This is a genomic window from Clostridium hydrogeniformans DSM 21757, assembly GCF_000686705.1.
Classification (GTDB): Bacteria; Bacillota; Clostridia; order Clostridiales; family Clostridiaceae; genus Clostridium_Z; species Clostridium_Z hydrogeniformans.
In genome coordinates, this window is sequence record NZ_JMLJ01000018.1 from 20170 (window position 1) to 43346 (window position 23177).

A 23177-nucleotide genomic window follows, 5' to 3' on the forward strand; every position below is an offset into this window, starting at 1 on the left:
ATTGTAGAGAAGTCTGAGCAAAAATTTTCAGATTTACATGTTTAATTTTAAAGATATATAAGGGAATAATAAAAATCTATAATAAATTTAAGGGTTAAATTTAAATAGGGTAACCAGTTATATTTAATATATATGATTAACAGCTGAATTTTATATATATTAGAATCATTATAAAATGTTTCATGTGAAACATTTATATAGAATTCTTAATTTAATGAAAAAATATTTAGTTATAGTATTTTTATATATTGAAGATAAGTAAGTATAAGTTTGATTCTGTATATGATTATTTTTAAATATAAAAAATTATATATGTTAGGTTCTTATAAAGAGTTATCTTAACTATTCCTAGAATTGTTAGTCTTTTTAAGAAAGAATAAGGAAATCATATATTTGTATAAAGATAATTTTAATATATATATTGCATAAAAGTTTGTGCATTTAAAGAATAAAAACAATGATTAGATCTTATCTTTTATTTCTATTCTTTAATTGTAATATTTAAATTGCAACATATATATATTGAACTTTTAATTTAGGTTAATTTTAATGATATTATATTAATTATTGAGTTATAAAAATTTAACAGTTTTAAAGTTATCATATGTTAACTATAATAATATAGGGTAGGAATGCAGCAGAAAAATAAATTTAGATAATATAAGAAGAATTATCTTATGATTACAGAATATATATTAGTTATTGGTAGAAATACTTAATATAATAGTTTAAGTATTTAAATAACATCTACTAAGTGTATGTTATAGTATAAGTGGGATTTTAGAGAGAAAATATTTATGTTTATAGTGGGATTTTACTAGATATTTTCATATGTTTTACTATAAAAAAATAAAATTAATAAAAAACTTAGATTGTTACAGAAATTATCTTTTATTATTAAAGTTTAAAATATATAATAATAAGTATATGTATACAGGAGGAGGTGCATTTCTCTATAGCTTTTATAGAGAAGAGAGTTTATGAAAGCAGTATGCGTTTTTAATCAAAAAGGCGGAGTTGGAAAAACAACTACTAATATAAATATTTGTGCATATTTAGCTATGCAAGGATATAGGGTATTAGCAATAGACATAGACCCACAAGGGAATACTACTAGTGGACTTGGAATAGATAAAAGAAAACTAAATAAATCTATATATAATGTTTTAACGGAAGATGAATCTTTAAAAAATGTAATAATAGAAAGCCAACTAGTAAAAAATATGTTTATAGTTCCATCAACAATGGAGTTAGCTGGAGCAGAAGTTGAACTTACAGACAAGCAAGGAAGAGAAGTAATATTAAAAAATAAAATAGAAGAGATTAAAGATGACTTTGATTTTGTATTTATTGACTGTCCACCATCTTTAGGATTCCTAACTATAAATGCATTAAGTGCGGTAAATTCAGTACTTATACCAATACAATGCGAGTTCTATGCATTAGAAGGAGTAGGACAATTGGTACAAACTATACAAATGATGAAGAAGTCATTAAATAAGGATTTAGACATAGAAGGTGTCATAATGACCATGTATGATGCTAGAACAAACCTATGCAATGAAGTTGTGAGCGAAGTGAAGAAATACTTCAAAGATAAGGTATATGGAACATATATTCCGAGAAATGTAAGATTAGCAGAATCACCAAGTTTTGGACTTCCTATAATGTTATATGATGATAAGTGTAAGGGTGCGGATTCTTATGAGAAGTTAACGAAAGAATTTTTACAAAAGCAAGGAGTGTGATGAGAGATGAGTAAGAAGTTTGGATTAGGGAAAGGCTTAGGAGCTCTCATACCAGAAGAACAGGAAGAAAAAATAATTGAAAAAAATGAGTCAAATTTAATATCAATAAATTTAATAAAACCTAATAATGAACAACCTAGAACTTATTTTGATGAGCAAAAGATTTTAGAACTTAGCGAATCTATAAAAGAATATGGTGTTATACAGCCTCTTATACTTAAAAAAGAGAAAAGTAATTACATAATAATAGCAGGAGAAAGAAGATGGAGAGCGGCTAAAAAAGCTGGAGTAAAAGAAGTACCAGCAGTAATTATGGATTTATCAGATAAGGAAGTTTTAGAGGTATCTTTAATAGAGAACATTCAAAGGCAAGATTTGAATCCTATAGAAGAGGCTATAGCTTATGAGAAATTATTAAGGGAATTTGAATTGACTCAAGAGGAATTATCTAAAAAGCTTGGTAAGTCAAGGGTAGTCATTACAAACTCTCTTAGGTTACTAAAGCTAGATGATAGAGTAAAAGATTATCTTATTGATGGGGTAATATCAGAAGGCCATGGTAGAATTTTATTATCAATTGGTGATAAAAACCTTCAATATACAATAGCTCAAAGAGTTATAGATGAAGATTTATCAGTTAGAGCTCTGGAAGGGATAATTAAAAATATAAGAGAAAATAAGAATAAAGATGATAATAATGAAAAGTCTAAAAAAATAAATCCTTATTATGTTGATGTGAAAGAAAAACTACAGCAAAAATTTGATACTAAGATAAACATTAATTCAAAAAGAAATAAGGGTAAAATAGAGATAGAATATTATTCAGAAGAAGATTTACAAAGGATATTAGACATTTTACAGGTATAATGTTTCACATGAAACATTTATTTAGGAGGTAAGGAATTTTGGAAAATATAGTGGAAATGATAAAGGACTTTTCACCTTATATAATAATAGGATTATCAGTTATCGTTATACTATTACTTATTTTAGTAATACTCATATTTAATTCTTTAGGAAAACTAGAGACTAAGTATAGAAGGTTAATGAGAGGAACAAATAATAATAACTTAGAAGAATCTATAATAGCATATTTAGATAAGGTAGATAATGCAAGTGATATAGTTAATGAATGTAACAAGAGAATTGAAGATATAAACTCAAAGGTAAAGGGATGTCTTCAGAAGGTATCCGTTGTAAGGTATAAGGCATTTGAGGATGTAGGAAGTGACTTAAGTTTCTCTATAGCATTACTTAATGGAAATAATGATGGAGTAATACTTACAGGTATATTTGGAAGAAATGAAAGTACCTGTTATGCTAAACCGATAGATAAAGGCATTTCAAGATATGACTTGTCAGATGAGGAACAGCAAGTATTAAATGAAGCCATTAACAAATAATATATAAATAAATATTCCAATTTATGAAGTTATATAATATAATAGTTATATATTAGTATAAGAAATAGAATGAACATTAATTTAGATGAATTTTAATAAAATTGAATTGTAATTAAACGAGTCTGGGATCTTACATTTTTAGTTGTATACTTAATAGGATACTTATTAGAAGTGTAGAATCATAAGATAAAAAAGGTCTTTATGCTGTCTACTTTTTTGAAGAATAAAAAGCCTCTCTAAGGGTAAATATATCCTTAGGGAGGTTTTTACTATGAAGATATATGTAGATAGTTCATTAAGTAGCTTAAAAATATATTTAAAACAAAGAGGATATTCACTACAGGATGAAATATATAGCGATACAGAAGCTATAGTATGTGATTTAAAAAATGATAATAGTTGTTCTCTAGATTATGTAAAAGCTTTAAGTAATGATAAGGGACCTCTTATAATTGATTCGGGAAGTAAAAGTGATGAAGATATAGATTATATATTAAAAACAAGACATAGTAATTATATATTTTAAGTAGCCACTAATTTTAAATTAGTGGCTACTTAACTTAGAAGAGTTATTTAATAAGGTATCTATTTCTAACTCAAAAGATCTTTTACTACCAAAAATTTTTAATATACAGTGATATATGCCTTGAGATATGATTTCTGCAAGTTGCATAACAGTATAAAGTCTAGTATTCTGTAATACCATAAATTCCATAGCACCACTTATGTTTACAATTCCAGTTATACTTAAATCACCTACAGGAGGCAAGTTTTTATTAACAGCAGAACCAGGATATATAGGCCGTTTATCTATGATTATTTTACCTACATTACTAAGAGAACCTAAACAAGCATCTATAGCTATAATATAAGGATTATTATAAGTAGTTTTTATATTATTTACAACTTCAGTTAAGTTTTTAGCATGAACAGGAGACTCTAGGTCACCATAAATAAAAACTCCTTTTTTATTTATAAATTTTAATTTATGTCCTATTAAGGGACCAAGACTATCTCCAGTTGACCTATCTGTACCTATACATAAGAATACAATTGGACGCTTATCTTTTATAAGGGGAAGTAGCTCTAGGCATAGAGTATCTCTAACCTTAAAAGATGAATTTAAGTCAAAAGAATCAAGGATAATTTTAGGCATAATATAAAACCTCCTTTTTTGTAATTATTATCAAAAAGGAAGTTTTATATACTAGTTTATTAATTTTATACCTAAACTATTTAATTATTTTATTTAAGGAATCTAATGTGTAATAAATGTCTTTTTCATCATTAAAATATCCAACACTAAACCTTAATGTTCCTATAGGATATGTACCGATAGTTTTATGGGCTAAAGGAGCACAATGAAGACCAGTTCTAGTCATTATACCATAGGTACTATCTAGCATAAAAGAAACCTCAGAAGAATCCATATTAGTAAAATTAACTGATATAGCGGAAGTTCTGTCTTTACTATTAGAAAGTCCATAAACTTTAACTTTGTCCATATTAAGCAAACCACTTAGTAGTATATGAGTTAAATATTGTTCTTTTTCTTCTATTGAACTTAAACCTACTTCTTTTATAAATTTTAAACCAGCATTAAGACCAACGATACCTGGAGTATTTAAAGTACCACTTTCAAATTTATCAGGTAAAAAATCAGGTTGAGTAGGTTCAGAAGATAGGCTTCCTGTACCCCCTAAAATTAAAGAGTTACATTTTTTATTAAACTCATCAGTTAGAAGGAAACCACCTATACCTTGAGGTCCTAAAAGTCCCTTGTGACCAGTAAAGGCTAAAGCACTACAGTTCAATCTATTAAAATCTACATTTGTAATTCCAGCAGTTTGAGCACAGTCTACAATAAAATCAATTCCTAACCTTTTACAAATGGCTCCTACTTCTTCTAATGGTTCAACAGTTCCTATTATATTAGAACTATGAGTCATAACAACTAATTTTGTATTATCTTTTATGGTATTTTTAAACTTTTCTATATCTAGAAGACCATTGCTATCACATTGAATAATATCTAAGTCTAAATTAAGTGAATCTTTAAGATCAAATAATGGTCTAAGAACAGAATTATGTTCCATGGATGTAGTTATCACATGATAACCTGGTTTAATAAAACCTTTTAATAAAATATTTAATGCATTAGTTACATTAGAAGTAAATATAACATTTTCTGCTTTATTAAAATTAAAAATATCACATAGGGATTCTCTGCATTCATAAACTAATCTACTACTTTCTAATGCACTAAAGTAAGATCCTCTTCCAGGGCTAGCACCTAAGTTTGACATATAATTACACATAGAATTAATTACAGTCTCTGGTTTAGGATATGTAGTAGCAGCATTATCCAAATAAATATTCATAGGTATCCTCCTTAAAATAATATACAATATAATTTTACAATATTATTTTAATTAATCCAAATAATACAAAGCCTGCACCTAAGGCTATTAATATGTATTTTAATATTCTTGATGTAAGCCCTTCTTTTCCAGAAGTTTTTGAAGTTAACATTTTAAAACCTTTTGAGGCTAGTAAGTTAAGGATTCCAAACCAGGTTATCATTGCTGATAATATACTGATTAGAAAAATAATGTAATAAATAACACCTACATCCCTCCAAAGAGCCACAACTGTTCCACTTAGGGCCAGCCATAGTGATAATGTCATAGGATTTATGAAGGTTATTATAAACCCCAATAAAAACGGTGGGAGAGAGAGGTTAGAAAAATTAAAAAATCTTTTCTTATGCTTTTTTGAGTCACTAGTTAATATATTTAATAATATTAATAGTATTCCAGATACTATCCAAAAAACTCCCTCAGCCTTAGGATTACTAGTAAATAATTTAGCTAATCCAAGATTTATTATAAGTAAATAGGACATATCTGCTGTAATAGCTCCTAGAGAGACTTTAAAACCATTAATAAACCCACGAGACACTGTTTGCTTAATGGACTCTATTCCTGATGGTCCTAAAGGGATACAAATTACAACCCCTGTACTTAAGCCTGATATAAAAGCCTTTAATAAAATAAACCAATCTATAGACATATATATCTCCTTTATAAATTTAATATAATCATAATTACATATTTAAAAGCATATATAACTTATTGAATTAAGCTACTATGCTAGTTAAAATTTAAAAAAATCAAAGGTTAAAAATTAAAATTTTGAGGTATTAATTCTTAATATATTATAAGTTAACACACCCTAAAGAATATCTTTTAAAGTATAAGAATAATAGTATAAATTATTATAAAATAATAATTATTTATATAATCTATACATTGATAACATATCCTATTATAATATTATTTTGAAAAATATTTAAGATAAATTACAATATTATTCTAATTAAGTTATTAAATAATGATTTTAAGTAACTAATATATAGTCTTAATCATGAAAATAAACTTAAAGAATATATAGTAAATATTCCATATTAGCTAGTGATAAGTAATTTTAGGACTATATAATTTAATCTTTTCACTTAACTTATCCGTATTTCATTCACGGCAAGTGGAGGTTTTGAGATTTGGATAAAATAAATTTTCAGTTAAAAGTACCATATAAAATTTCTATTTTTACTCTTAATTTATATATAATAGTAGAGTTATAATATCTAGAATAAATTAACTTAATAAAATTTAAGGTATATGTTTTAATTTTATGGTTAAATGTTTTATACTATCATTATAATATAAAGTACTTAATTATAAATTTTAGGAGGAACCATGAGAGAATATTGCTTACTTGTTTTTAAAAATACCCATGATGCAATTCAAGGAGAAAAATTGTTAAAGTCTGAAGGGCTAAAGGTAACGATAATGCCTACACCAACTTATATAACTAAAAGTTGTGGTATAAGTGTGAAGTTTGACACTGAGGACATAGATTTAGTTAAATCTTTAGTTCAAAGTGAAAAGTTAATAATAAAAAATATGTATCATAAAAATGAAGAAGAATTTCAAGTTATTATATAAGACTTGGGTTTACTTAAGAGGAGGGGTTTTGTGCAAAATATAAGGGAGTTATTTACACAAAAGTTAGATTGGGATACAATTCTAAATACATTAATAAACAAAACATTAGCAATTATTATCATAGTTGCTATAATGATGATCGCTATAAAGATATCAGTGAAGGCAATAAATAATTTTGTTGAGAGACAAAGTAAATTAAAAATATCTCTAGATGACAGAAAGGCTAGTACAATTGGAGAGATACTAAAAAGTGTAGTTAGATATACAGTATATTTCTTTGGAATAACATCTATGCTTACTGTTTTATTTGGACCTATAAACATTGCGTTTGCCAGCATAGGAGGAGTTGCCATAGGTTTTGGAGCTCAAAACCTTGTTAAGGATGTAATAAATGGATTTTTTATTATATTTGAAGACCAATTTGCTGTTGGAGACTATGTTAACATAGGGGATAAAGGTGGGATAGTAGAAAGTATAGGATTAAGACTTACAAAGCTTAAGGATTTCAGTGGAGATTGTCATGTTATACCAAATGGAAATATAACTGTTATAACAAATCATTCAAGGAACGATATGAGAGTTTTAGTAGAGGTAGATGTAGCCTATGAAGAGGATGTAGATAATGTTATAGAAACTTTAAATGGTGTGTGTGAAGACTTTGGTAAGAAAAATGAGAATATGGTAGAGGGTCCTAAGGTTATAGGGGTAACAAATTTGAAGGATTCAGGAGTTACAATTAGAGTTTGCGGTAAGGCTTTATCTATGACTCAATGGGAATGTGAAGTTAAGCTTAGAAAAGAAATAAAGAAAGCTTTAGATAGAGATGGGATAGAGATACCATATCCTAAGAGAATGATTTATAATACTTCTAATAATGATAAGTAGACAAATAAGGAGAGGGGTCATACTATGACTAAAGTGTTTTACTTAGGAGATATTGTTCAAATGAAAAAACAACATCCTTGTGGAAGCTATGAATGGGAAATAATAAGGCTTGGTGCAGATATAAAAATAAAGTGTGTAGGATGTAGTAGAATTGTTATGTTGCCTAGAAGTAAATTTGAAAAAGATGTGAAAAAAATAATAAAACAAAATATACCACAGGAATAATAAAAAATCAGTAGGGAAGCATTACTCTACTGATTTTTTATTATATAACAATACAATTTTTACTTAAAAGATACTATAACTTAAAAATTTATTTTATAAAAAATAAGATTAAGTAGTAATGAAAATTGTGATTGAATAAGGGGCAATATATTAAAAATACTATACAAATACTAATGATGTAAAAAATTGAAGAAAAAAACATTGCAAAAAAAATTACTTAATGATAAAATAGGTTGGTATAATCCCTGCTGTGTAAAACACAGCCTTAGGCCAAGGGGAGGAGGTGAATTAGATGAGAAAATATGAAACTATATTCATATTACACCCATCTTTAGACGAGGAGGCTGTAAAGGCTGCTCAAGATAAGTTCAAAGGTGTAATAGAAAATGGTGGAGGAGTAGTTGATAACGTAGATTTCTGGGGTAAGAGAAAGCTTGCTTACGAAATTTCTAAGATCAGCGAAGGATACTACACTCTAATAAACTTCACTGCTAATCCTGAATTACCAAAGGAGTTAGAGAGAGTTTACGGAATCACTGATGGTGTTGTAAGACATATAATCGTTAAGGAAGAAAAGTAAGGTGGTGTCATAATTGAATAAAGTCGTTCTTATTGGAAGACTAACAAAAGATCCAGAGCTAAAATATACTCCTGGAACTGGTATGGCTGTAACCACAATTACTTTGGCTGTTGACAGATACAACGCATCCACTAAGCAAAGAGAGGCTGACTTTATCCCTGTTGTTATATGGGGAAAGCAAGCTGAAGCTACTGCAAACTACATGACTAAAGGTGGTTTAATGGCTGCTAGTGGTAGAATCCAAACGAGATCATATGATGCCAAAGATGGTACAAAAAGATACGTTACTGAAATTGTTGCTCAAGAAGTTAGCTTCTTAGGAGGTAAAGCTTCTAGACAAGAGTCAACAGGTTTCGGTGGCGGCAGTGATTATGGTATGGCGGGAAATCCTTTCGCACAAGGTGCTGATAATGGAGCTCCAGAATCAAATCCTTTCGGAGGACAGTCATACGATGAGGATATAACTCCAGTTGATGATGGAGATATTCCGTTCTAAATCTAACACTTTTAAGGTAAGGAGGGAAAATAATGAGCAGAGATATGAAGAAAAACTCTAGAATGAAGAGAAAGAAAAAAGTTTGTGCATTCTGCGTAGATAAAGCTGAAAGCATAGATTATAAAGATGTAAGCAAACTTAGAAAGTATGTTACAGAAAGAGGTAAGATATTACCAAGAAGAATATCTGGAACATGTGCTAAGCACCAAAGACAGCTTACTGACTCAATAAAGAGAGCAAGAAACATAGCGTTATTACCATTCACAACTGAGTAATATAATGTTTATGATATAAAAAGCTACTGATTTTAATCAGTAGCTTTTTATATTTGAAAATAAAAGAGAGATTAACAAAATTATTTTAGGAGTATGATAATTTATTATATGTACATTAAAGTATTAAAACACTTAAATTATATAGTATAGAATAAGTTAGCCTATAAAGATTATTAATCTATATCTTTATATAAGGTTATAAATACATAAGGATTTTCTTAGAAGTTTAAAATGCAGATATTTTCATATAAAATATTATAGATAATTATTAAAGATAGTTACTTATAATTTATAAATATATTACGACATAATATCCATTAATAAAAACGCTTCCTGTTTTTTATTAATGAAATTTGTCTAGAATTTTTTCTGTATTTCCATAAAACTACATTAAACATCAAGTAATACAAAAGTTTTAGTGTAATACTATGTAATACATAAGAAAAATGTCTTTTACTACGATAAAAATACCTATTACTACAAAATCCCCCTAAGTATTATCATAACAATAATGAATAACATATAAGTTGGGTAAATTATAATATATCTTTCCTTAATATATGGGCTTATGGGTAAATAAACTTTAGTTGCATAAATATTGAAAAAAAACTACAATAAATATATAACTATGGTAATGGGGGGATACAAGGTGAAAAAGGATAGTTTCAATATAATGTCTGATATAAAGATAATAGAGGAATTAAAGGCTCAACTACTTTGTATTATAGGGGAATTTTTTAGATTACTTACTAAAGGAAGCAATGTAGCACAAGAAGCTATACTAGAATGTATTTCCGGGGCAATAATAATATTATATATCCTAGCAGAGAGATTAGGATATTCATTTACTGCTGTTGACGATAATATGAAGAAAAAGCTTAAGGTAGGAATAATCGAAGAGGATTTAGTAGAAAAAGACGGAAAAAATTTAAGCAGACTATATACTCATTTAAAAGAAAGAAACTAAGAGAAAGATTTGGAGGAAAATATGTATAACAAAAAACATAACACTCAATCTATAGTAGAAGTTGGAATAATGAGTGCACTTATAATAGTTATGTTTATGATAGTTAATTATGTTCCTGTTATTGGGGGGCTATTTTTATTTGCACTCCCATTACCTATAACGGTTCTTTTTATAAAACATAGCTATAAGGTTTCACTAGCTGCCATAGTAGTTAGTTTAATACTTACATCGGTTATAAACAATCCTATTTATGCATTAGGAAGTGCAATATTATATGGAAGTACAGGACTTACCATAGGATATTGTATAAAAAATAAAAAATCATCTACATTTACTATTGGAGTTCAAACGTTAGTTTCTTTAGTTGGTAGTATAGTAAACTATTGCTTAACTATATACTTAATTCTTGGAACAAGTTTATATAAGATTATTGAAACCCAATTAGAAGCATTTAAAGAGTCATTGAATTTAGTTAAGGGAATTTATGAATCAACCGGAGTTCCAGTTGAAGGAAATCCTCTATTTGATGTGATGAATAAACTAAGTCCCAATTTAATTTTAACACTTATACCAGGGTTTATTTTATTATTAGCATTAGTAAGTGCATACCTTAATTATGTTGTTACAAAAAGCGTATTAAAAAAATTAAGAATAGAGGTAGATGAGATTAAACATTTTACTACCTGGTATTTAGATAATAGACTAGGAGCATTATTTATTTTAGTTGTGATTTCAGGAATGATTATGGCAAGTTATGATATGACAATAGGTCATTACATATTTAATTCTTCCATTATATTGTTTCAGTTTATAATGATTATAATAGGCATGGCAGTAGTAACTTATTATTTAAGAAAAAAATTCAATTTAAATAAAGGGATAGTTATAGCTATATTAGTGTTTGCATTTATAAACCCTTCTCTTAGCCAAATTATATTTTTAATTGGTATTGGGGATCTAATATTTGATTTTAGAAAGTTAGATGAAAATAGTTTATCAAATGCTTTAGAGAAGCTTGTAAAAAAGAAATTGAAAAAGTAGGAAGGTGACTTCAATATGGATAGATTTAAAGATTTTATACCTAATACAAAAATCTATATGATTTTTATAGCTGTATTAATATCATCTCTATTTATTGTTGGTCATATGGTTTTAGGTTTTCTTTTCTTTTTTATATTTACATTATTAATAATATATAATGTAAAGACAATAAGAAAAAAACATAGTGAGCTTAAAGAGTTTATAGAAGAGTTTTCTAATAACTTAGATAGTGCTACTAGAAATACATTAGTTAATCTTCCATTTCCAATGATGATAGTTACAGATGATGGAGATATTACATGGTATAACAATAAACTAACTTCTATAATAAAGAGAGAAGAACTTTTAGGAAAAAATATTAACAGTATAGTTAATGAGTTTGACTCTAAGGATATAAAAGAAGGAATAGTAAGTTGTTATAGATATATAAAAATAGATGAAAAATACTTTGATATCTATACTAATGTTGTTAAAACAAATGATGAAACCTATAATGAAAAGTGTATAATAATACTTTATTTTTATGATGTTACTAAAATAAAACAGTATAAAGGTGAAGTTGAAAGTATAATGCTTATAGAGGTTGATAACCTAGATGAGGTTATAAAAAGTACGGAAGAGGATTATAGACCACTTTTAGCAGCAGAAATAGAGAGAAATATAAATAGCTATGCTCAAGGCATTAATGCTATGATAAGAAAATATTCTTCAAATAAATATGTACTAAGTATACAAGAGAAATATATACAAGAAGAGATAAAGAAAAAGTTTGAAATTCTTGATATAATAAGAGAGATAAGCCTTGGAAATAAGCTGGCTGTAACCCTTAGTATAGGGGTTGGAAAATCTGGAGATAATCCTCTAATAAATAGTAACTTTGCAAATAGTGCAAAAGAATTAGCTCTAGGAAGAGGGGGAGACCAGGCTGTAGTTAAGTCAGGAGAAAAGATGGATTTCTTTGGTGGAAAGACTAAGGAAGTTGAAAAAAGAACAAAGGTAAGAGCAAGAGTTGTAGCTCATGCCTTAAATGACTTAATAAAAGAAAGTTCTAAAGTGTATATAATGGGACATAAAAATCCAGACATGGATTGTTTTGGAGCATCAGTTGGTCTTAGTAGTGCTGTTAAAAAGTTAAATAAGGAATGTCATATTGTATTAAAGGAATCAGGAAACGGTATAAGATATATAGTTGATAAAATAAAAGAAGATTCTAAGTATGATGGTTTATTAATTACTCCAGAACAATGCAAGGAAATGCTTGATGACAATAGCTTATTAATATTAGCTGATGTTCACAGTATGGGATATGTCCAAGATTCAGATATAGTAAAATCAGTAAAGAATATAGTTATAATAGACCACCATAGAAGAACAGTAGATTTTATAGAAGGAGCAATCCTTACTTATATAGAAATTTATGCATCATCTACATCAGAACTAGTTACAGAGATGATTCAATACATGTTAGAGAAACCTAAACTAAGTCAATTAGAAGCAGAAGCTCTTTTAGCTGGAATATGTGTTGATACTAAAAACTTTTATTTAAAAACAGGTGTAAGAACATTTGAAGCGGCATCATTTTTAAGAAAACTAGGAGCCGACACCGTTGATGTTAAAAAAATGTTTGGAAATGATTTATCAACATATATAGAGAGATCAGAAATAATTAAAAATGCAAAGGTGGAAAATAATATTGCAATTGCTATTGCTCCACCTAATATAGAAGATACTGTAGTAGCTGCTAAGGCAGCGGATGAACTACTAAATATTACAGGTATTCAAGCCTCCTTTGTTCTTGTTACAATAGATAAGGATATAAATATAAGTGGACGTTCTCTAGGAGATATAAATGTTCAACTTGTATTAGAAACCCTTGGAGGTGGAGGTCATATGACCATAGCAGGAGCAAAGGTTAGTAATTCAACACCAGAAGAAGTGGTGAAGAAATTAAAAGATGCTATAAACAAATATTCAAGGGAAGGTGAAGTAAAATGAAGGTAATTTTATTAGGAGATATAAAGAGTGTAGGAAAGAAGGGGGATATTGTTAATGTTTCTGATGGATATGCAAGAAACTTTTTATTCCCAAGAAAGTTAGCTCAAGAAGCTAATGATGGAAATGTGCACATATTAAATGTAAAGAAAGAAAATGATAGAAGAAAGAAATTGGCAGAAATAGAAGAAGCTCAAGCTTTAGCAGATAAGTTAAAAGGAAAAGAAATAAATATTAAAGCTAAGGCAGGAGAAAATGGAAGACTATTTGGAGCAATAACAAGTAAGGATGTAGCTGAGCTTATAAAGAAGCAGTACAGTGTTTCAGTTGATAAGAAAAAGGTTGTTATGGATACTATAAAGCAACCAGGAATATTTGAAATAGAAGTCAAGGTTTATCCAGAAATATCTACTAAGATGAAGGTTGTTATTGTTTCCGAATAATAAGGAGGATTTAAATTTTGAAATCACAAGTTGACAATACAATAGAGGAGCTAAGTGTTGAAGAGTTATTAGAGAAGGGAACAACTTTAGAATCTCAAGTTAATATAATATATGAAGTAGCTAATAATGTACTAGATGAGGGAGCTATAAGAGCAAGAACCATAAAGTATAAACTACAAAAGCATGTTAAAAGTGATGATATATATAAAAGAATATATGCTATAAATAAGATTTTAAGTGATGGTAAGGGAGTAGACGTGGAAGCTACTCCTGAAAACATCAATGAATTAATAGAAGAAGCTAATAGATTATTATCTGAAAATATAGCTAGAAGATATATTCAAAATAAAATAGAACAACAGGTAGAACAGGCTTTAATGGAGAAGCAAGAAAAATATGTTGATGAGATGAGACTTGGCATAATAAGAAAGCAAAAGGGACCAGAAAATGCTAAGACTCTTAAAAAGTATGCTACCTTTGAGAAGCTTGATACTAAGAAACTTACAAAGAGTTTACAAGGGCTCTTAAGACCAGAGAGCTTTAAGGAGATTGTTGGACAAGAAAGAGCTATAAAATCTTTATTATCAAAACTAGCATCTCCATATCCACAACATATAATCCTTTATGGACCACCAGGGGTAGGTAAGACTACTGCAGCAAGACTTGCTTTAGAAGAAGCTAAAAAAATTAAGTTTACTCCTTTTGATGGAGAGGCAAAATTTATAGAAGTTGATGGGACAACCTTAAGATGGGACCCAAGGGAAATAACAAATCCTCTTTTAGGATCAGTACATGATCCTATATATCAAGGTAGTAAAAGAGATTTAGCTGAGATAGGTGTTCCAGAACCAAAGCCAGGTTTAGTTACTGATGCTCATGGTGGAGTATTATTTATAGATGAAATAGGAGAATTAGATTCTATACTACAAAATAAGTTACTAAAAGTATTAGAAGATAAAAGAGTTGAGTTTTCATCTTCATACTATGATCCAGATGATGAAAATACACCAAAATATATAAAATACTTATTTGAAAATGGTGCTCCTGCAGATTTTGTTTTAATAGGGGCTACTACAAAGGATCCTTCTGAAATAAATCCAGCATTAAGATCAAGATGCGTAGAAGTTTATTTTGAACCTTTATCATCTACTGATATAGAAAATATTGTAGAAAATGCTAGTGATAAGCTTAAGGTTACACTAGAGGATGGGGTGGCCAAGCTTATAAGTAGATATACAATAGAAGGAAGAAAAGCAATTAACATATTATCAGATGCTTATGGATATGCTCTTTATACATCTAAGGATGGAGATATAGATAACTTAATTATAAAAAAACATCATATAGAAGAAGTTTTATCTATAGGAAGATTTTCTCCTTATGAGATATTAGATACAACAGACAAAAAGGAAGTTGGACATATATATGGCTTAGGGGTTAGTGGCTTTGTTGGATCAACCTTAGAAATAGAGGCTATAGCTTTTGAAGCAAAGGAAAAAGGTACAGGTAAAGTTAGGTTTAATGATACTGCTGGTTCTATGGCTAAGGACTCAGTGTTTAATGCAGCGTCAGTTATAAGAAGAATAACTGATAAAGATATTAGAGACTATGATATACATGTAAATGTAGTTGGTGGAGGAAGAATTGATGGTCCATCAGCAGGGGCTGCTATAACTGTATGTATAATAAGTGCCTTATTAAATAAACCATTAAGACAAGATGTTGCAGTAACCGGTGAAATATCCTTAAGAGGTATGATAAAGCCAGTTGGTGGTATATTTGAAAAGGTATATGGTGCTAGAAGAAAGGGAATAAATCTTGTTATTGTTCCAAAGGATAATGAAAAAGAAGTTCCATTAGGACTTAAAGATATAGAAGTTAAATCAATAAGTACTATAGATGAACTTATTAATTTAATATTTTAGAACAAATAAGGCTGACCTAAAATATAGGCTTTTAGGTCAGCCTTATTATTTTGAATAAATAAGTAGAGGGCGAGTATTAAAAAATATATATTAATAATTACAAATTTAAAGTCTATAGTTTATAATAGATATATTGTGCAATAATTAAGAAGAAAGGGGAGGAAATATGGATACATCTGTTATGAGAAGTCTTCCGCATAATTTAGAAGCTGAACAATCAGTTCTTGGATCTATGCTCATAGATAAAAACTCTATTGCTCAGGCAGCAGAGAGTCTAAAATCAGAAGATTTTTATAGAGAAGCTCATAAGATAATCTTTAGTGTTATAATGGAGTTATTTCAAAAGGATGAACCTGTAGATATGATAACTCTAATAGAACATCTAAGGGCGACAGAGAAACTAGATAGTGCTGGTGGAATAAGCTATATCACAGAAATTAGTAATTCTGTTCCCTCCACTGCAAATTTAAAAGCATATATAAAGATTGTAGCGGAAAAATCTATGCTTAGAAGACTTATAAAGGCTTCTAATGAAATAATAGATAAGAGTTATAATGGTCAGGCTGAAGTTGAGGGAGTAGTAGATTTCGCTCAGAAGCAGGTTTTTGATATTTCTGAAAAGAGATCTTCTAATGATTTTGAACCTATAAGCGTAGTTCTTGAAAGAGGATTTCTTGAAATAGAAAGGCTTTATAATAATAAAGGTGATGTAACTGGAGTACCTTCAGGTTTTAATGACTTAGATGATATGACTTCAGGATTTCAAAGTGGAGAGATGATACTTGTAGCTGCAAGACCATCAATGGGAAAAACAACTTTTGCCTTAAACCTTTGCCAGCATGCTGCATTAAGGTCAGGTAAGAGTATAGTTGTATTTTCTCTGGAAATGTCTAAGGAACAGTTAGCATATAAGCTACTTTGTGCAGAAGCTAATGTTGACATGTTAAAACTTAGAACAGGTAATTTAGATGAGCAAGACTGGGAAAATATAGCTAGAGCATCAGGACCACTTGCAGCATCTAAAATATACATAGATGATACTGCTGGAGTATCTATAATGGAAATGAGATCTAAGTGTAGAAGACTTAAGATAGAATACGGAATAGATATGATAATGATAGACTACCTTCAGCTTATGAGTGGTAGTGGAGAGGAAAGTAGACAACAAGAAGTATCAGAAATATCAAGAGGTATCAAGGCTCTTGCTAAGGAAATGGGATGTCCAGTAATAGCACTGTCACAGCTTTCTCGTGCTCCTGAGCAAAGAGCTGACCATAGACCAATGCTTTCTGACCTTAGAGAATCAGGCTCTATAGAACAGGATGCTGACCTTGTTATGTTCTTATATAGAGATGAGTATTATAATAAGGAAACAGAAGATAAAAACATAGGTGAATGTATAATAGCTAAGCAAAGAAACGGTCCAGTTGGAACAGTTAAGCTAGCTTGGCTTGGACAGTACAGTAAGTTCGGAAATCTTGATACAATACATCAATAATAAAATCATATTTTTATACAAAGACTTTTTTACTAATTTATTTTAGTAGAAAAGTCTTTATTTTTATGTAATTTAAGTATAGATTTTAAACAATTGAGGATAGTTTTTAGTATATGTAAGGTAAGAATAAAATATATTATAGGATTTTTAAGAATATAAATTAATTATTATAAATAGTAATATAGAAAATCTTATTGCAATAAATAAATTTGTATAATTAAAATGCTTTATTAATTAGAATATTTATTTTATATAGGGCATAAGTTTATGGATAGAAATATTTCTGGGAAATACTTTTTATATAATATTAAAGGTAACTATCCTATAAGATGCAGTTGGAGTATAATCTTATTTATAATAATAATTCATATAAGGGGGATGCTTTATGGATAATAATTTAGGGTTAGTAATTAATAAAAAAGTAAAAAGAACTATGGAGGCTCTTGAAAAGAACAATATGGAAGCTTATCTTGTAAGTAATAAGGAAGAGCTTTTAGATAAGATTAAGGACATATGCAAAGAGGGGGAAGTAGTTTCAGTAGGAGGATCTATGACTCTATTTGAAACAGGAGTTATTGATTTTTTAAGAAGTGGAAGATATGAATTTCTTGATAGATATAAAGAAGGATTATCTCCTAAGGATATAAAAGATGTATTTAGAAAAAGTTTTAGTGCAGATAGCTATTTTACAAGTTCTAATGCTATAACTGAAAATGGATGGCTTTATAATGTAGATGGTAATGGTAACAGAGTAGCAGCTATGTTATATGGTCCTGATAAAGTTATAGTAGTTGCAGGAGTAAATAAAATTGTTAAAAATCTAGAATCAGCAATAGAAAGAAACAAAGAGGTAAGTGGACCTGCTAACTGTGTAAGGTTAAATAAAAGTACTCCTTGCACAAAGATAGGGTACTGTGCAGATTGTAATAGTAATGAAAGAATATGTAATGAATATACATTAATAAAAAGACAAGGATTAAAGGGAAGAATAAAAGTTATATTACTAGAAGAAAACTTTGGATATTAGCCAAAGAAGAGCATTAATTTAAAATAATTAGTAAAATGAAATCCAATTTGATAAACAGCTGAATTTAAAGGGCTTAACAGTATTTGTTAGGTCCTTTAGTAATGTATAATATATAGGGGGCAATATATAATATATAAGGGGGATATTTATGAAAAACCAAATTAAGGCTTATATTAAAATAACTTTTGGGGTATTTTTAGTAGCTATAGCAACTTATTTTTTTATTATGGCAAATAATGTAGCTGGTGGGGGAATAAATGGACTAGGTCTTGTTATAAATCACTATATACCAGGAATACCAGTAGGCGCATTAATGACTATTATGAATATTATTTTATTTATAGTAGCCTTTATACTTATAGGACCGCATTTTGGAGCTAGGACAGTTTATGCTAGCTTTCTATTATCAGGAATCATATGGGGATTAGAAAAATTATATCCTATAAGTAAACCTTTAACTAATGATATATTATTAGAATTAATGTTTGCAATAATGCTTTTAGCCTTAGGTCTTGCAACTATATTTAATGAAAATGCTTCTACGGGTGGAACAGATATAATAGCTAAAATATTAAACAAATACCTTAACATAAACTTAGGAAAAGGGGTATTATTATCAGATTTAGTTGTTACAGTACTTGCAGCTATAACCTTTGGATTTACAGGTGGGTTATATGCTTTATTTGTGGTTATACTAAATGGAGTAGTAATAGATAGATTTATTGAAGGATTCAATATATGTAAGGAAGTAAGAATTATAAGTAATAACTTAGAAGACATAAGAAAGTTTATATTAAATGAATTAGGACGGGGAGCTACTATATACTATGCAAAAGGGGCATTCAGTGATGGGGAAGTAAAGGTTCTTTGGACAATAGTAGATAGTAAGGAGTTTATAAGAATAAAAAATTATGTAAAAGAAATAGATAAGTATGCATTTTTAAGCGTTACTGATGTATGTGAAACTTTAGGAGATGGATTTAAGGCTTTTGAATAAAGCTCTCAAAAAATAATTTTTTTCAATAGCAATATTAAATAAAGTATTAGAAGTCTCTAATACTTTATTTGTTTTAGGATAAAAAAATTTGGATAAAGAAAAAATAATAGTGAATATTGTTGACTTTTGGAATATTTGAACAATAAAATATAATTGATATAAAAATATTTAAAAGGGGTGATAAAATGTCTAAGAATTTTAAGGATTATTTATTCATAGTTATAGGGGTGCTTTGTGTTGCATCTGGGTTATATTTTTTTATGATGCCTAATAACATAGCTGGGGGAGGAATAAACGGAATAGCTATGGTTTTAAATCATTATATACCTATGATACCAGTTGGGGGAGCAATGTTTATAATTGATGGAATATTATTTATTGTTGCTTTTGTAATTATAGGACCAGGCTTTGGTGCTAAAACTATTTTTTCAAGCTTGCTATTATCTAGTACCATATTTATATTAGAAAAAGTAGTGCCATTAAGTGGGAGCATAACTGGTGATATATTTCTTGAAATGTTATTTGGGATAATGTTAACCGCAATAGGTATGGCTATTATATTTAACGCCAATGCATCTACTGGAGGAACTGATATTATAGCTAAAATTTTAAATAAATACTTTCATATTAACATGGGAAAAGGGGTTCTATTTACTGACCTAGTAGTTGTTATATTAGCTATAGGAGCTTTTGGATTAAAGTCAGGATTATATGCATTATTTGCAGTAGTGTTAAATGGTATGGTTATAGATAGAGCTATAGATGGACTTAATGCAGTTAAAGAAATAAGGATAATTAGCAATAAAATACCGGAAATAGAGAAGTTTATATTAGAAGAGCTTGAAAGAGGGGCAACCATATATCATGCCACAGGTTCTTATAGTAAGTCTCAAGTTGATGTGTTAAGTGTAATAGTTGATAGGAAAGAATTTATTAGAATAAAAAATTATATAAAAGAAGTAGACCCAAAGGCTTTTGTTAGTGTAACTGATGTATATGAAGCCTTAGGAGATGGGTTTAAGAAAATAATATAAACTAAAGGATACTGCTAAGGTAAGCAGTATCCTTTAAGTTTGTTTAGCCTTATTATATAAGACTTAAGAATGAAATTTTATTTATTTTAAGAAATTTATAATGGCATAGTTAATTAAAATGATGGAAGTATGCTTCCTTTATACTTTTCCTTAATAAATTGCTTAACTTTATCAGAAGTTAAAGCTTCTGATAAGGCCTTTATTGCATCAGAATCCTTATTATCCTTTCTAACAGCAAGGATGTTTGCATAAGGTGAATCTTTATCTTCTACTAAAAGTCCATCCTTTGTAGGAGTTAAGCCAACTTCTAAAGCAAAGTTAGTATTTATGACAGCAGCATCAACATCATCTAATGATCTAGGGATTTGTGCTCCTTCAAGCTCAGATATTTTTAAGTTCTTTGGATTTTCTACTATATCACGGGCAGTAACTAAATCCCCATCTTTTACCTTAATTAAGCCAGCTTTTTCAAGTATTCTTAATGCTCTAGTCTCATTAGTTGGATCATTAGGAACAGCTATTTTAGCTCCATCCTTAAGGTCTTTAATATCCTTTATTTTTTTTGAATATAATGCTATAGGCTCAAGATGAACCTTAACAGTGTAGTCTAATTTAAAACCTCTTTCTTTAACCTCTTTTTCTAAGTAAGGTACATGTTGAAAGAAGTTTGCATCTAAATCTTTGTTATCTAAAGCGGTATTTGGAGTCTTATAGTCTGTAAATTTCTCAATTTTAAGCTCGTAACCTTTTTTAGATAAATCATCCTTTATAGTTTCTAATATTTCTGAATGAGGAGCCGGGCTAGCCCCTACAGTTATAACCTTACTGTCTTTCTTTGAATCTTTAGCACCATCTGTATTTTTTGCTCCACAAGCTGCTAGGGATAAAGCGATAGTAGCTGATAAAACTAATGTTAAAACTTTTTTCATGAATAAAACCTCCTACAATTTAACTTATTTGAATCTATAATTTTTTACTTTGTTAATGCTTTATAAATTAAAGTTCCAATAGATTGGAAAACTTGTACTACAATTATTAATACAATTACAGTATAGATAAGCACTTCTGTATCATACCTATAATATCCGTATTGAAGAGCTAAGTCTCCAAGACCTTTACCACCAACAGCTCCAGCCATAGCAGAGTAACCAACAATACTTATAACAGTTAAGGTTATGCCAAGAACTATGGAAGGTAGAGCTTCTTTAAGCATAACCCTAAGAATTATTTGAAAGGTACTACAGCCAAAGGACTTTGCGGCCTCAATTACTCCAGGATCAACTTCAAGCAATGAGTTTTCAATGACTCTAGCAGTAAAAGGTGCTGCACCAATGCTTAGGGGTACAATAGCAGCTATAGGTCCTATGGTGGTACCTACTACAAACCTTGTAAAAGGTATTATAGCCACCAGTAATATTATAAATGGGAAAGATCTTAAAATATTAATTATAAAATCTAGTACACCATATACAAACTTATTTGGTTTTAATCCATTAGGAGAAGTTATAACTAATATTATTGCTGGTATAAGACCAAGTATAATAGAGTACAATGTAGCTTGTAGAACCATATTAAGAGTGTTTAATAACTCTGGATATATAAGTTCATTAAAAGAATTAAGAAAATTACTAATCATTATATAACTACCTCCCAATCTATATTTTTATTGTTTAAATAGGTTTCTATTGATTCTTTATGAATATCATCAAAGTTAATTATTAGAGTACCTAAAATTTCATCTCTGAATTTTTCAAGTTTACCTCCTATAATAGAGAAATCTACATCTAGCTCTCTAGCCATAGAAGTTATTATTGAAGATTTACTTATAGAGCTTGGGAAAAATATTTTAATATTTACCCCATCTAAGGTTACATCTGAATCATCTCCAAGGAATTCCTTAAGGTCCTTATTTGGCTTTAAGAAAAGGTCTTGGGAATCTCCACTATATAAAACTTCCCCATGTTCTATTAGGGCAACTTTATTACAAACCTCTTTTATAACCTCCATTTGGTGAGTTACTATTACTATTGTTATTCCTAAATCTTTATTTATATCTTTTAATAGATGTAAGATATCCTTAGTAGTTTTAGGATCTAATGCTGAGGTTGCCTCATCACATAATAATATCTTAGGTTCAAGGGCAAGGGCTCTTGCAATAGCTACTCTTTGTTTCTGGCCTCCGCTTAAGCTCTTAGGTTTAACCTTAGCTTTATCTTGAAGTCCAACAATATTTAGAAGATCTTTAACTTTTTTATCTATATAACTTTTATCATAGCCCCAGACCTTAAGCGGTAGAGCAATGTTGTTATATACGGTATCTCTTGAAACTAGGTTAAAGTTTTGAAATATCATTCCAAGATCTTTTCTAAGAGATCTAATATCTTTATTGCTTAGTGTGGTTATTTCTCTATCCTCAATAAAGACTCTCCCTTTATCAAAAGATTCAAGACCATTTATACATCTTAAAAGAGTAGACTTACCAGCACCACTATGACCTATTATTCCGAATATATCTTTGTTTTCTATGGATATACTTATATCTTTTAAAACTTCTGTTTCTTTATAACTTTTATATAAACCTTGAATTTTAATCATTAAACCATCTCCTCTAAGTCTTTTAAAAGGTAAATAAAA

25 protein-coding genes are annotated in these 23177 nt (G+C 28.9%); 19 read left to right on the forward strand and 6 right to left on the reverse strand.

Translation table 11 applies throughout. The annotated features are described in order from the left end of the window. Positions 1 to 980: 980 nt before the first annotated feature. From BR69_RS0111265 to BR69_RS0111280, 4 genes are all read left to right on the forward strand, one after another. Positions 981 to 1748 carry a ParA family protein gene (locus BR69_RS0111265; RefSeq protein ID WP_027633291.1) on the forward strand — a complete coding sequence of 256 codons (768 nt, stop codon included), beginning with the start codon at positions 981 to 983 and terminating at the stop codon, positions 1746 to 1748. A 6-nt stretch (positions 1749 to 1754) separates the two neighbouring features. Further along, complete coding sequence (locus BR69_RS0111270; RefSeq protein ID WP_027633292.1) at positions 1755 to 2615, forward strand: ParB/RepB/Spo0J family partition protein; 861 nt, start codon at positions 1755 to 1757, stop codon at positions 2613 to 2615. A gap of 38 nt (positions 2616 to 2653) precedes the next feature. Beyond that, the gene (locus BR69_RS0111275; protein ID WP_027633293.1) at positions 2654 to 3151 is read left to right on the forward strand and encodes a DUF4446 family protein; all 498 of its coding nucleotides are present in this window, start codon (positions 2654 to 2656) and stop codon (positions 3149 to 3151) included. Between the two features lie 271 nt (positions 3152 to 3422). Continuing rightward, entirely contained in the window at positions 3423 to 3677 is a 255-nt protein-coding gene (locus tag BR69_RS0111280) for a YkuS family protein (protein ID WP_027633294.1), read from the forward strand. Positions 3678 to 3695: 18 nt separating this feature from the next. Here BR69_RS0111280 and yyaC read toward each other — a convergent pair whose 3' ends face one another. The 3 genes from yyaC to BR69_RS0111295 all read right to left on the reverse strand — a co-directional run bounded on the left by yyaC (position 3696) and on the right by BR69_RS0111295 (position 6223). Further along, positions 3696 to 4310: a spore protease YyaC gene (yyaC, locus tag BR69_RS0111285; RefSeq protein WP_027633295.1), complete on the reverse strand. Its 615-nt coding sequence runs from the start codon at positions 4308 to 4310 to the stop codon at positions 3696 to 3698. A 73-nt stretch (positions 4311 to 4383) separates the two neighbouring features. Next, positions 4384 to 5532, reverse strand: coding sequence for an aminotransferase class V-fold PLP-dependent enzyme (locus BR69_RS0111290; RefSeq protein WP_027633296.1), 1149 nt, complete (start codon positions 5530 to 5532; stop codon positions 4384 to 4386). Between the two features lie 34 nt (positions 5533 to 5566). Then, entirely contained in the window at positions 5567 to 6223 is a 657-nt protein-coding gene (locus tag BR69_RS0111295) for a LysE family translocator (RefSeq protein WP_027633297.1), read from the reverse strand. Between the two features lie 686 nt (positions 6224 to 6909). Between BR69_RS0111295 and BR69_RS0111305 the strand changes: the two genes are divergently transcribed. The 15 genes from BR69_RS0111305 to BR69_RS0111385 all read left to right on the forward strand — a co-directional run bounded on the left by BR69_RS0111305 (position 6910) and on the right by BR69_RS0111385 (position 20543). Continuing rightward, a complete protein-coding gene (locus tag BR69_RS0111305; protein WP_027633298.1) occupies positions 6910 to 7158 on the forward strand; it encodes a putative Se/S carrier protein in 249 nt (82 codons plus the stop codon). Between the two features lie 30 nt (positions 7159 to 7188). Then, positions 7189 to 8043: a mechanosensitive ion channel family protein gene (locus BR69_RS20445; protein WP_150112268.1), complete on the forward strand. Its 855-nt coding sequence runs from the start codon at positions 7189 to 7191 to the stop codon at positions 8041 to 8043. 24 nt (positions 8044 to 8067) lie between these two features. After that, positions 8068 to 8268 carry a DUF951 domain-containing protein gene (locus BR69_RS0111315; protein WP_027633299.1) on the forward strand — a complete coding sequence of 67 codons (201 nt, stop codon included), beginning with the start codon at positions 8068 to 8070 and terminating at the stop codon, positions 8266 to 8268. A gap of 292 nt (positions 8269 to 8560) precedes the next feature. After that, positions 8561 to 8848 carry a 30S ribosomal protein S6 gene (gene rpsF, locus BR69_RS0111325; protein WP_027633300.1) on the forward strand — a complete coding sequence of 96 codons (288 nt, stop codon included), beginning with the start codon at positions 8561 to 8563 and terminating at the stop codon, positions 8846 to 8848. Positions 8849 to 8861: 13 nt separating this feature from the next. Continuing rightward, positions 8862 to 9344 (forward strand): single-stranded DNA-binding protein, encoded by a 483-nt coding sequence (locus tag BR69_RS0111330; protein WP_027633301.1) that lies wholly within the window; start codon positions 8862 to 8864, stop codon positions 9342 to 9344. A gap of 44 nt (positions 9345 to 9388) precedes the next feature. Further along, on the forward strand, positions 9389 to 9619 hold the full coding sequence (gene rpsR / locus BR69_RS0111335) for a 30S ribosomal protein S18 (protein ID WP_423219679.1): 231 nt from the start codon (positions 9389 to 9391) through the stop codon (positions 9617 to 9619). Positions 9620 to 10268: 649 nt separating this feature from the next. Continuing rightward, positions 10269 to 10586 carry a MazG-like family protein gene (locus BR69_RS0111340; RefSeq protein ID WP_027633303.1) on the forward strand — a complete coding sequence of 106 codons (318 nt, stop codon included), beginning with the start codon at positions 10269 to 10271 and terminating at the stop codon, positions 10584 to 10586. Between the two features lie 21 nt (positions 10587 to 10607). Continuing rightward, positions 10608 to 11627, forward strand: a complete 1020-nt coding sequence (locus tag BR69_RS0111345; protein WP_027633304.1) for a YybS family protein — start codon at positions 10608 to 10610, stop codon at positions 11625 to 11627. Positions 11628 to 11642: 15 nt separating this feature from the next. Beyond that, positions 11643 to 13622, forward strand: a complete 1980-nt coding sequence (locus BR69_RS0111350) for a DHH family phosphoesterase (RefSeq protein ID WP_027633305.1) — start codon at positions 11643 to 11645, stop codon at positions 13620 to 13622. Further along, the gene (gene rplI, locus BR69_RS0111355) at positions 13619 to 14062 is read left to right on the forward strand and encodes a 50S ribosomal protein L9 (protein WP_027633306.1); all 444 of its coding nucleotides are present in this window, start codon (positions 13619 to 13621) and stop codon (positions 14060 to 14062) included. Before BR69_RS0111350 ends, rplI begins: the two co-directional genes overlap by 4 nt. A 17-nt stretch (positions 14063 to 14079) precedes the next feature. Then, positions 14080 to 15987, forward strand: a complete 1908-nt coding sequence (lonC, locus tag BR69_RS0111360; protein ID WP_027633307.1) for a Lon family ATP-dependent protease — start codon at positions 14080 to 14082, stop codon at positions 15985 to 15987. Positions 15988 to 16153: 166 nt separating this feature from the next. Beyond that, a complete protein-coding gene (locus tag BR69_RS0111365; RefSeq protein WP_027633308.1) occupies positions 16154 to 17485 on the forward strand; it encodes a replicative DNA helicase in 1332 nt (443 codons plus the stop codon). A gap of 385 nt (positions 17486 to 17870) precedes the next feature. Next, positions 17871 to 18512, forward strand: a complete 642-nt coding sequence (locus BR69_RS0111375; RefSeq protein WP_027633309.1) for a lactate utilization protein — start codon at positions 17871 to 17873, stop codon at positions 18510 to 18512. Between the two features lie 148 nt (positions 18513 to 18660). Continuing rightward, positions 18661 to 19509, forward strand: coding sequence for a YitT family protein (locus BR69_RS0111380; RefSeq protein WP_034849809.1), 849 nt, complete (start codon positions 18661 to 18663; stop codon positions 19507 to 19509). A 185-nt stretch (positions 19510 to 19694) separates the two neighbouring features. Then, on the forward strand, positions 19695 to 20543 hold the full coding sequence (locus BR69_RS0111385; protein WP_051623591.1) for a YitT family protein: 849 nt from the start codon (positions 19695 to 19697) through the stop codon (positions 20541 to 20543). Positions 20544 to 20656: 113 nt separating this feature from the next. Here BR69_RS0111385 and BR69_RS0111390 read toward each other — a convergent pair whose 3' ends face one another. From BR69_RS0111390 to BR69_RS0111400, 3 genes are read right to left on the reverse strand one after another with little or no spacing between them, the layout of a single operon-like run. Continuing rightward, the gene (locus tag BR69_RS0111390; RefSeq protein WP_027633312.1) at positions 20657 to 21472 is read right to left on the reverse strand and encodes a MetQ/NlpA family ABC transporter substrate-binding protein; all 816 of its coding nucleotides are present in this window, start codon (positions 21470 to 21472) and stop codon (positions 20657 to 20659) included. Between the two features lie 44 nt (positions 21473 to 21516). Next, entirely contained in the window at positions 21517 to 22179 is a 663-nt protein-coding gene (locus BR69_RS0111395; RefSeq protein WP_034849811.1) for a methionine ABC transporter permease, read from the reverse strand. Beyond that, positions 22179 to 23138 (reverse strand): methionine ABC transporter ATP-binding protein, encoded by a 960-nt coding sequence (locus BR69_RS0111400; protein ID WP_027633314.1) that lies wholly within the window; start codon positions 23136 to 23138, stop codon positions 22179 to 22181. The genes BR69_RS0111395 and BR69_RS0111400 overlap by 1 nt, the downstream gene beginning before the upstream one ends. Positions 23139 to 23177: the final 39 nt, after the last annotated feature.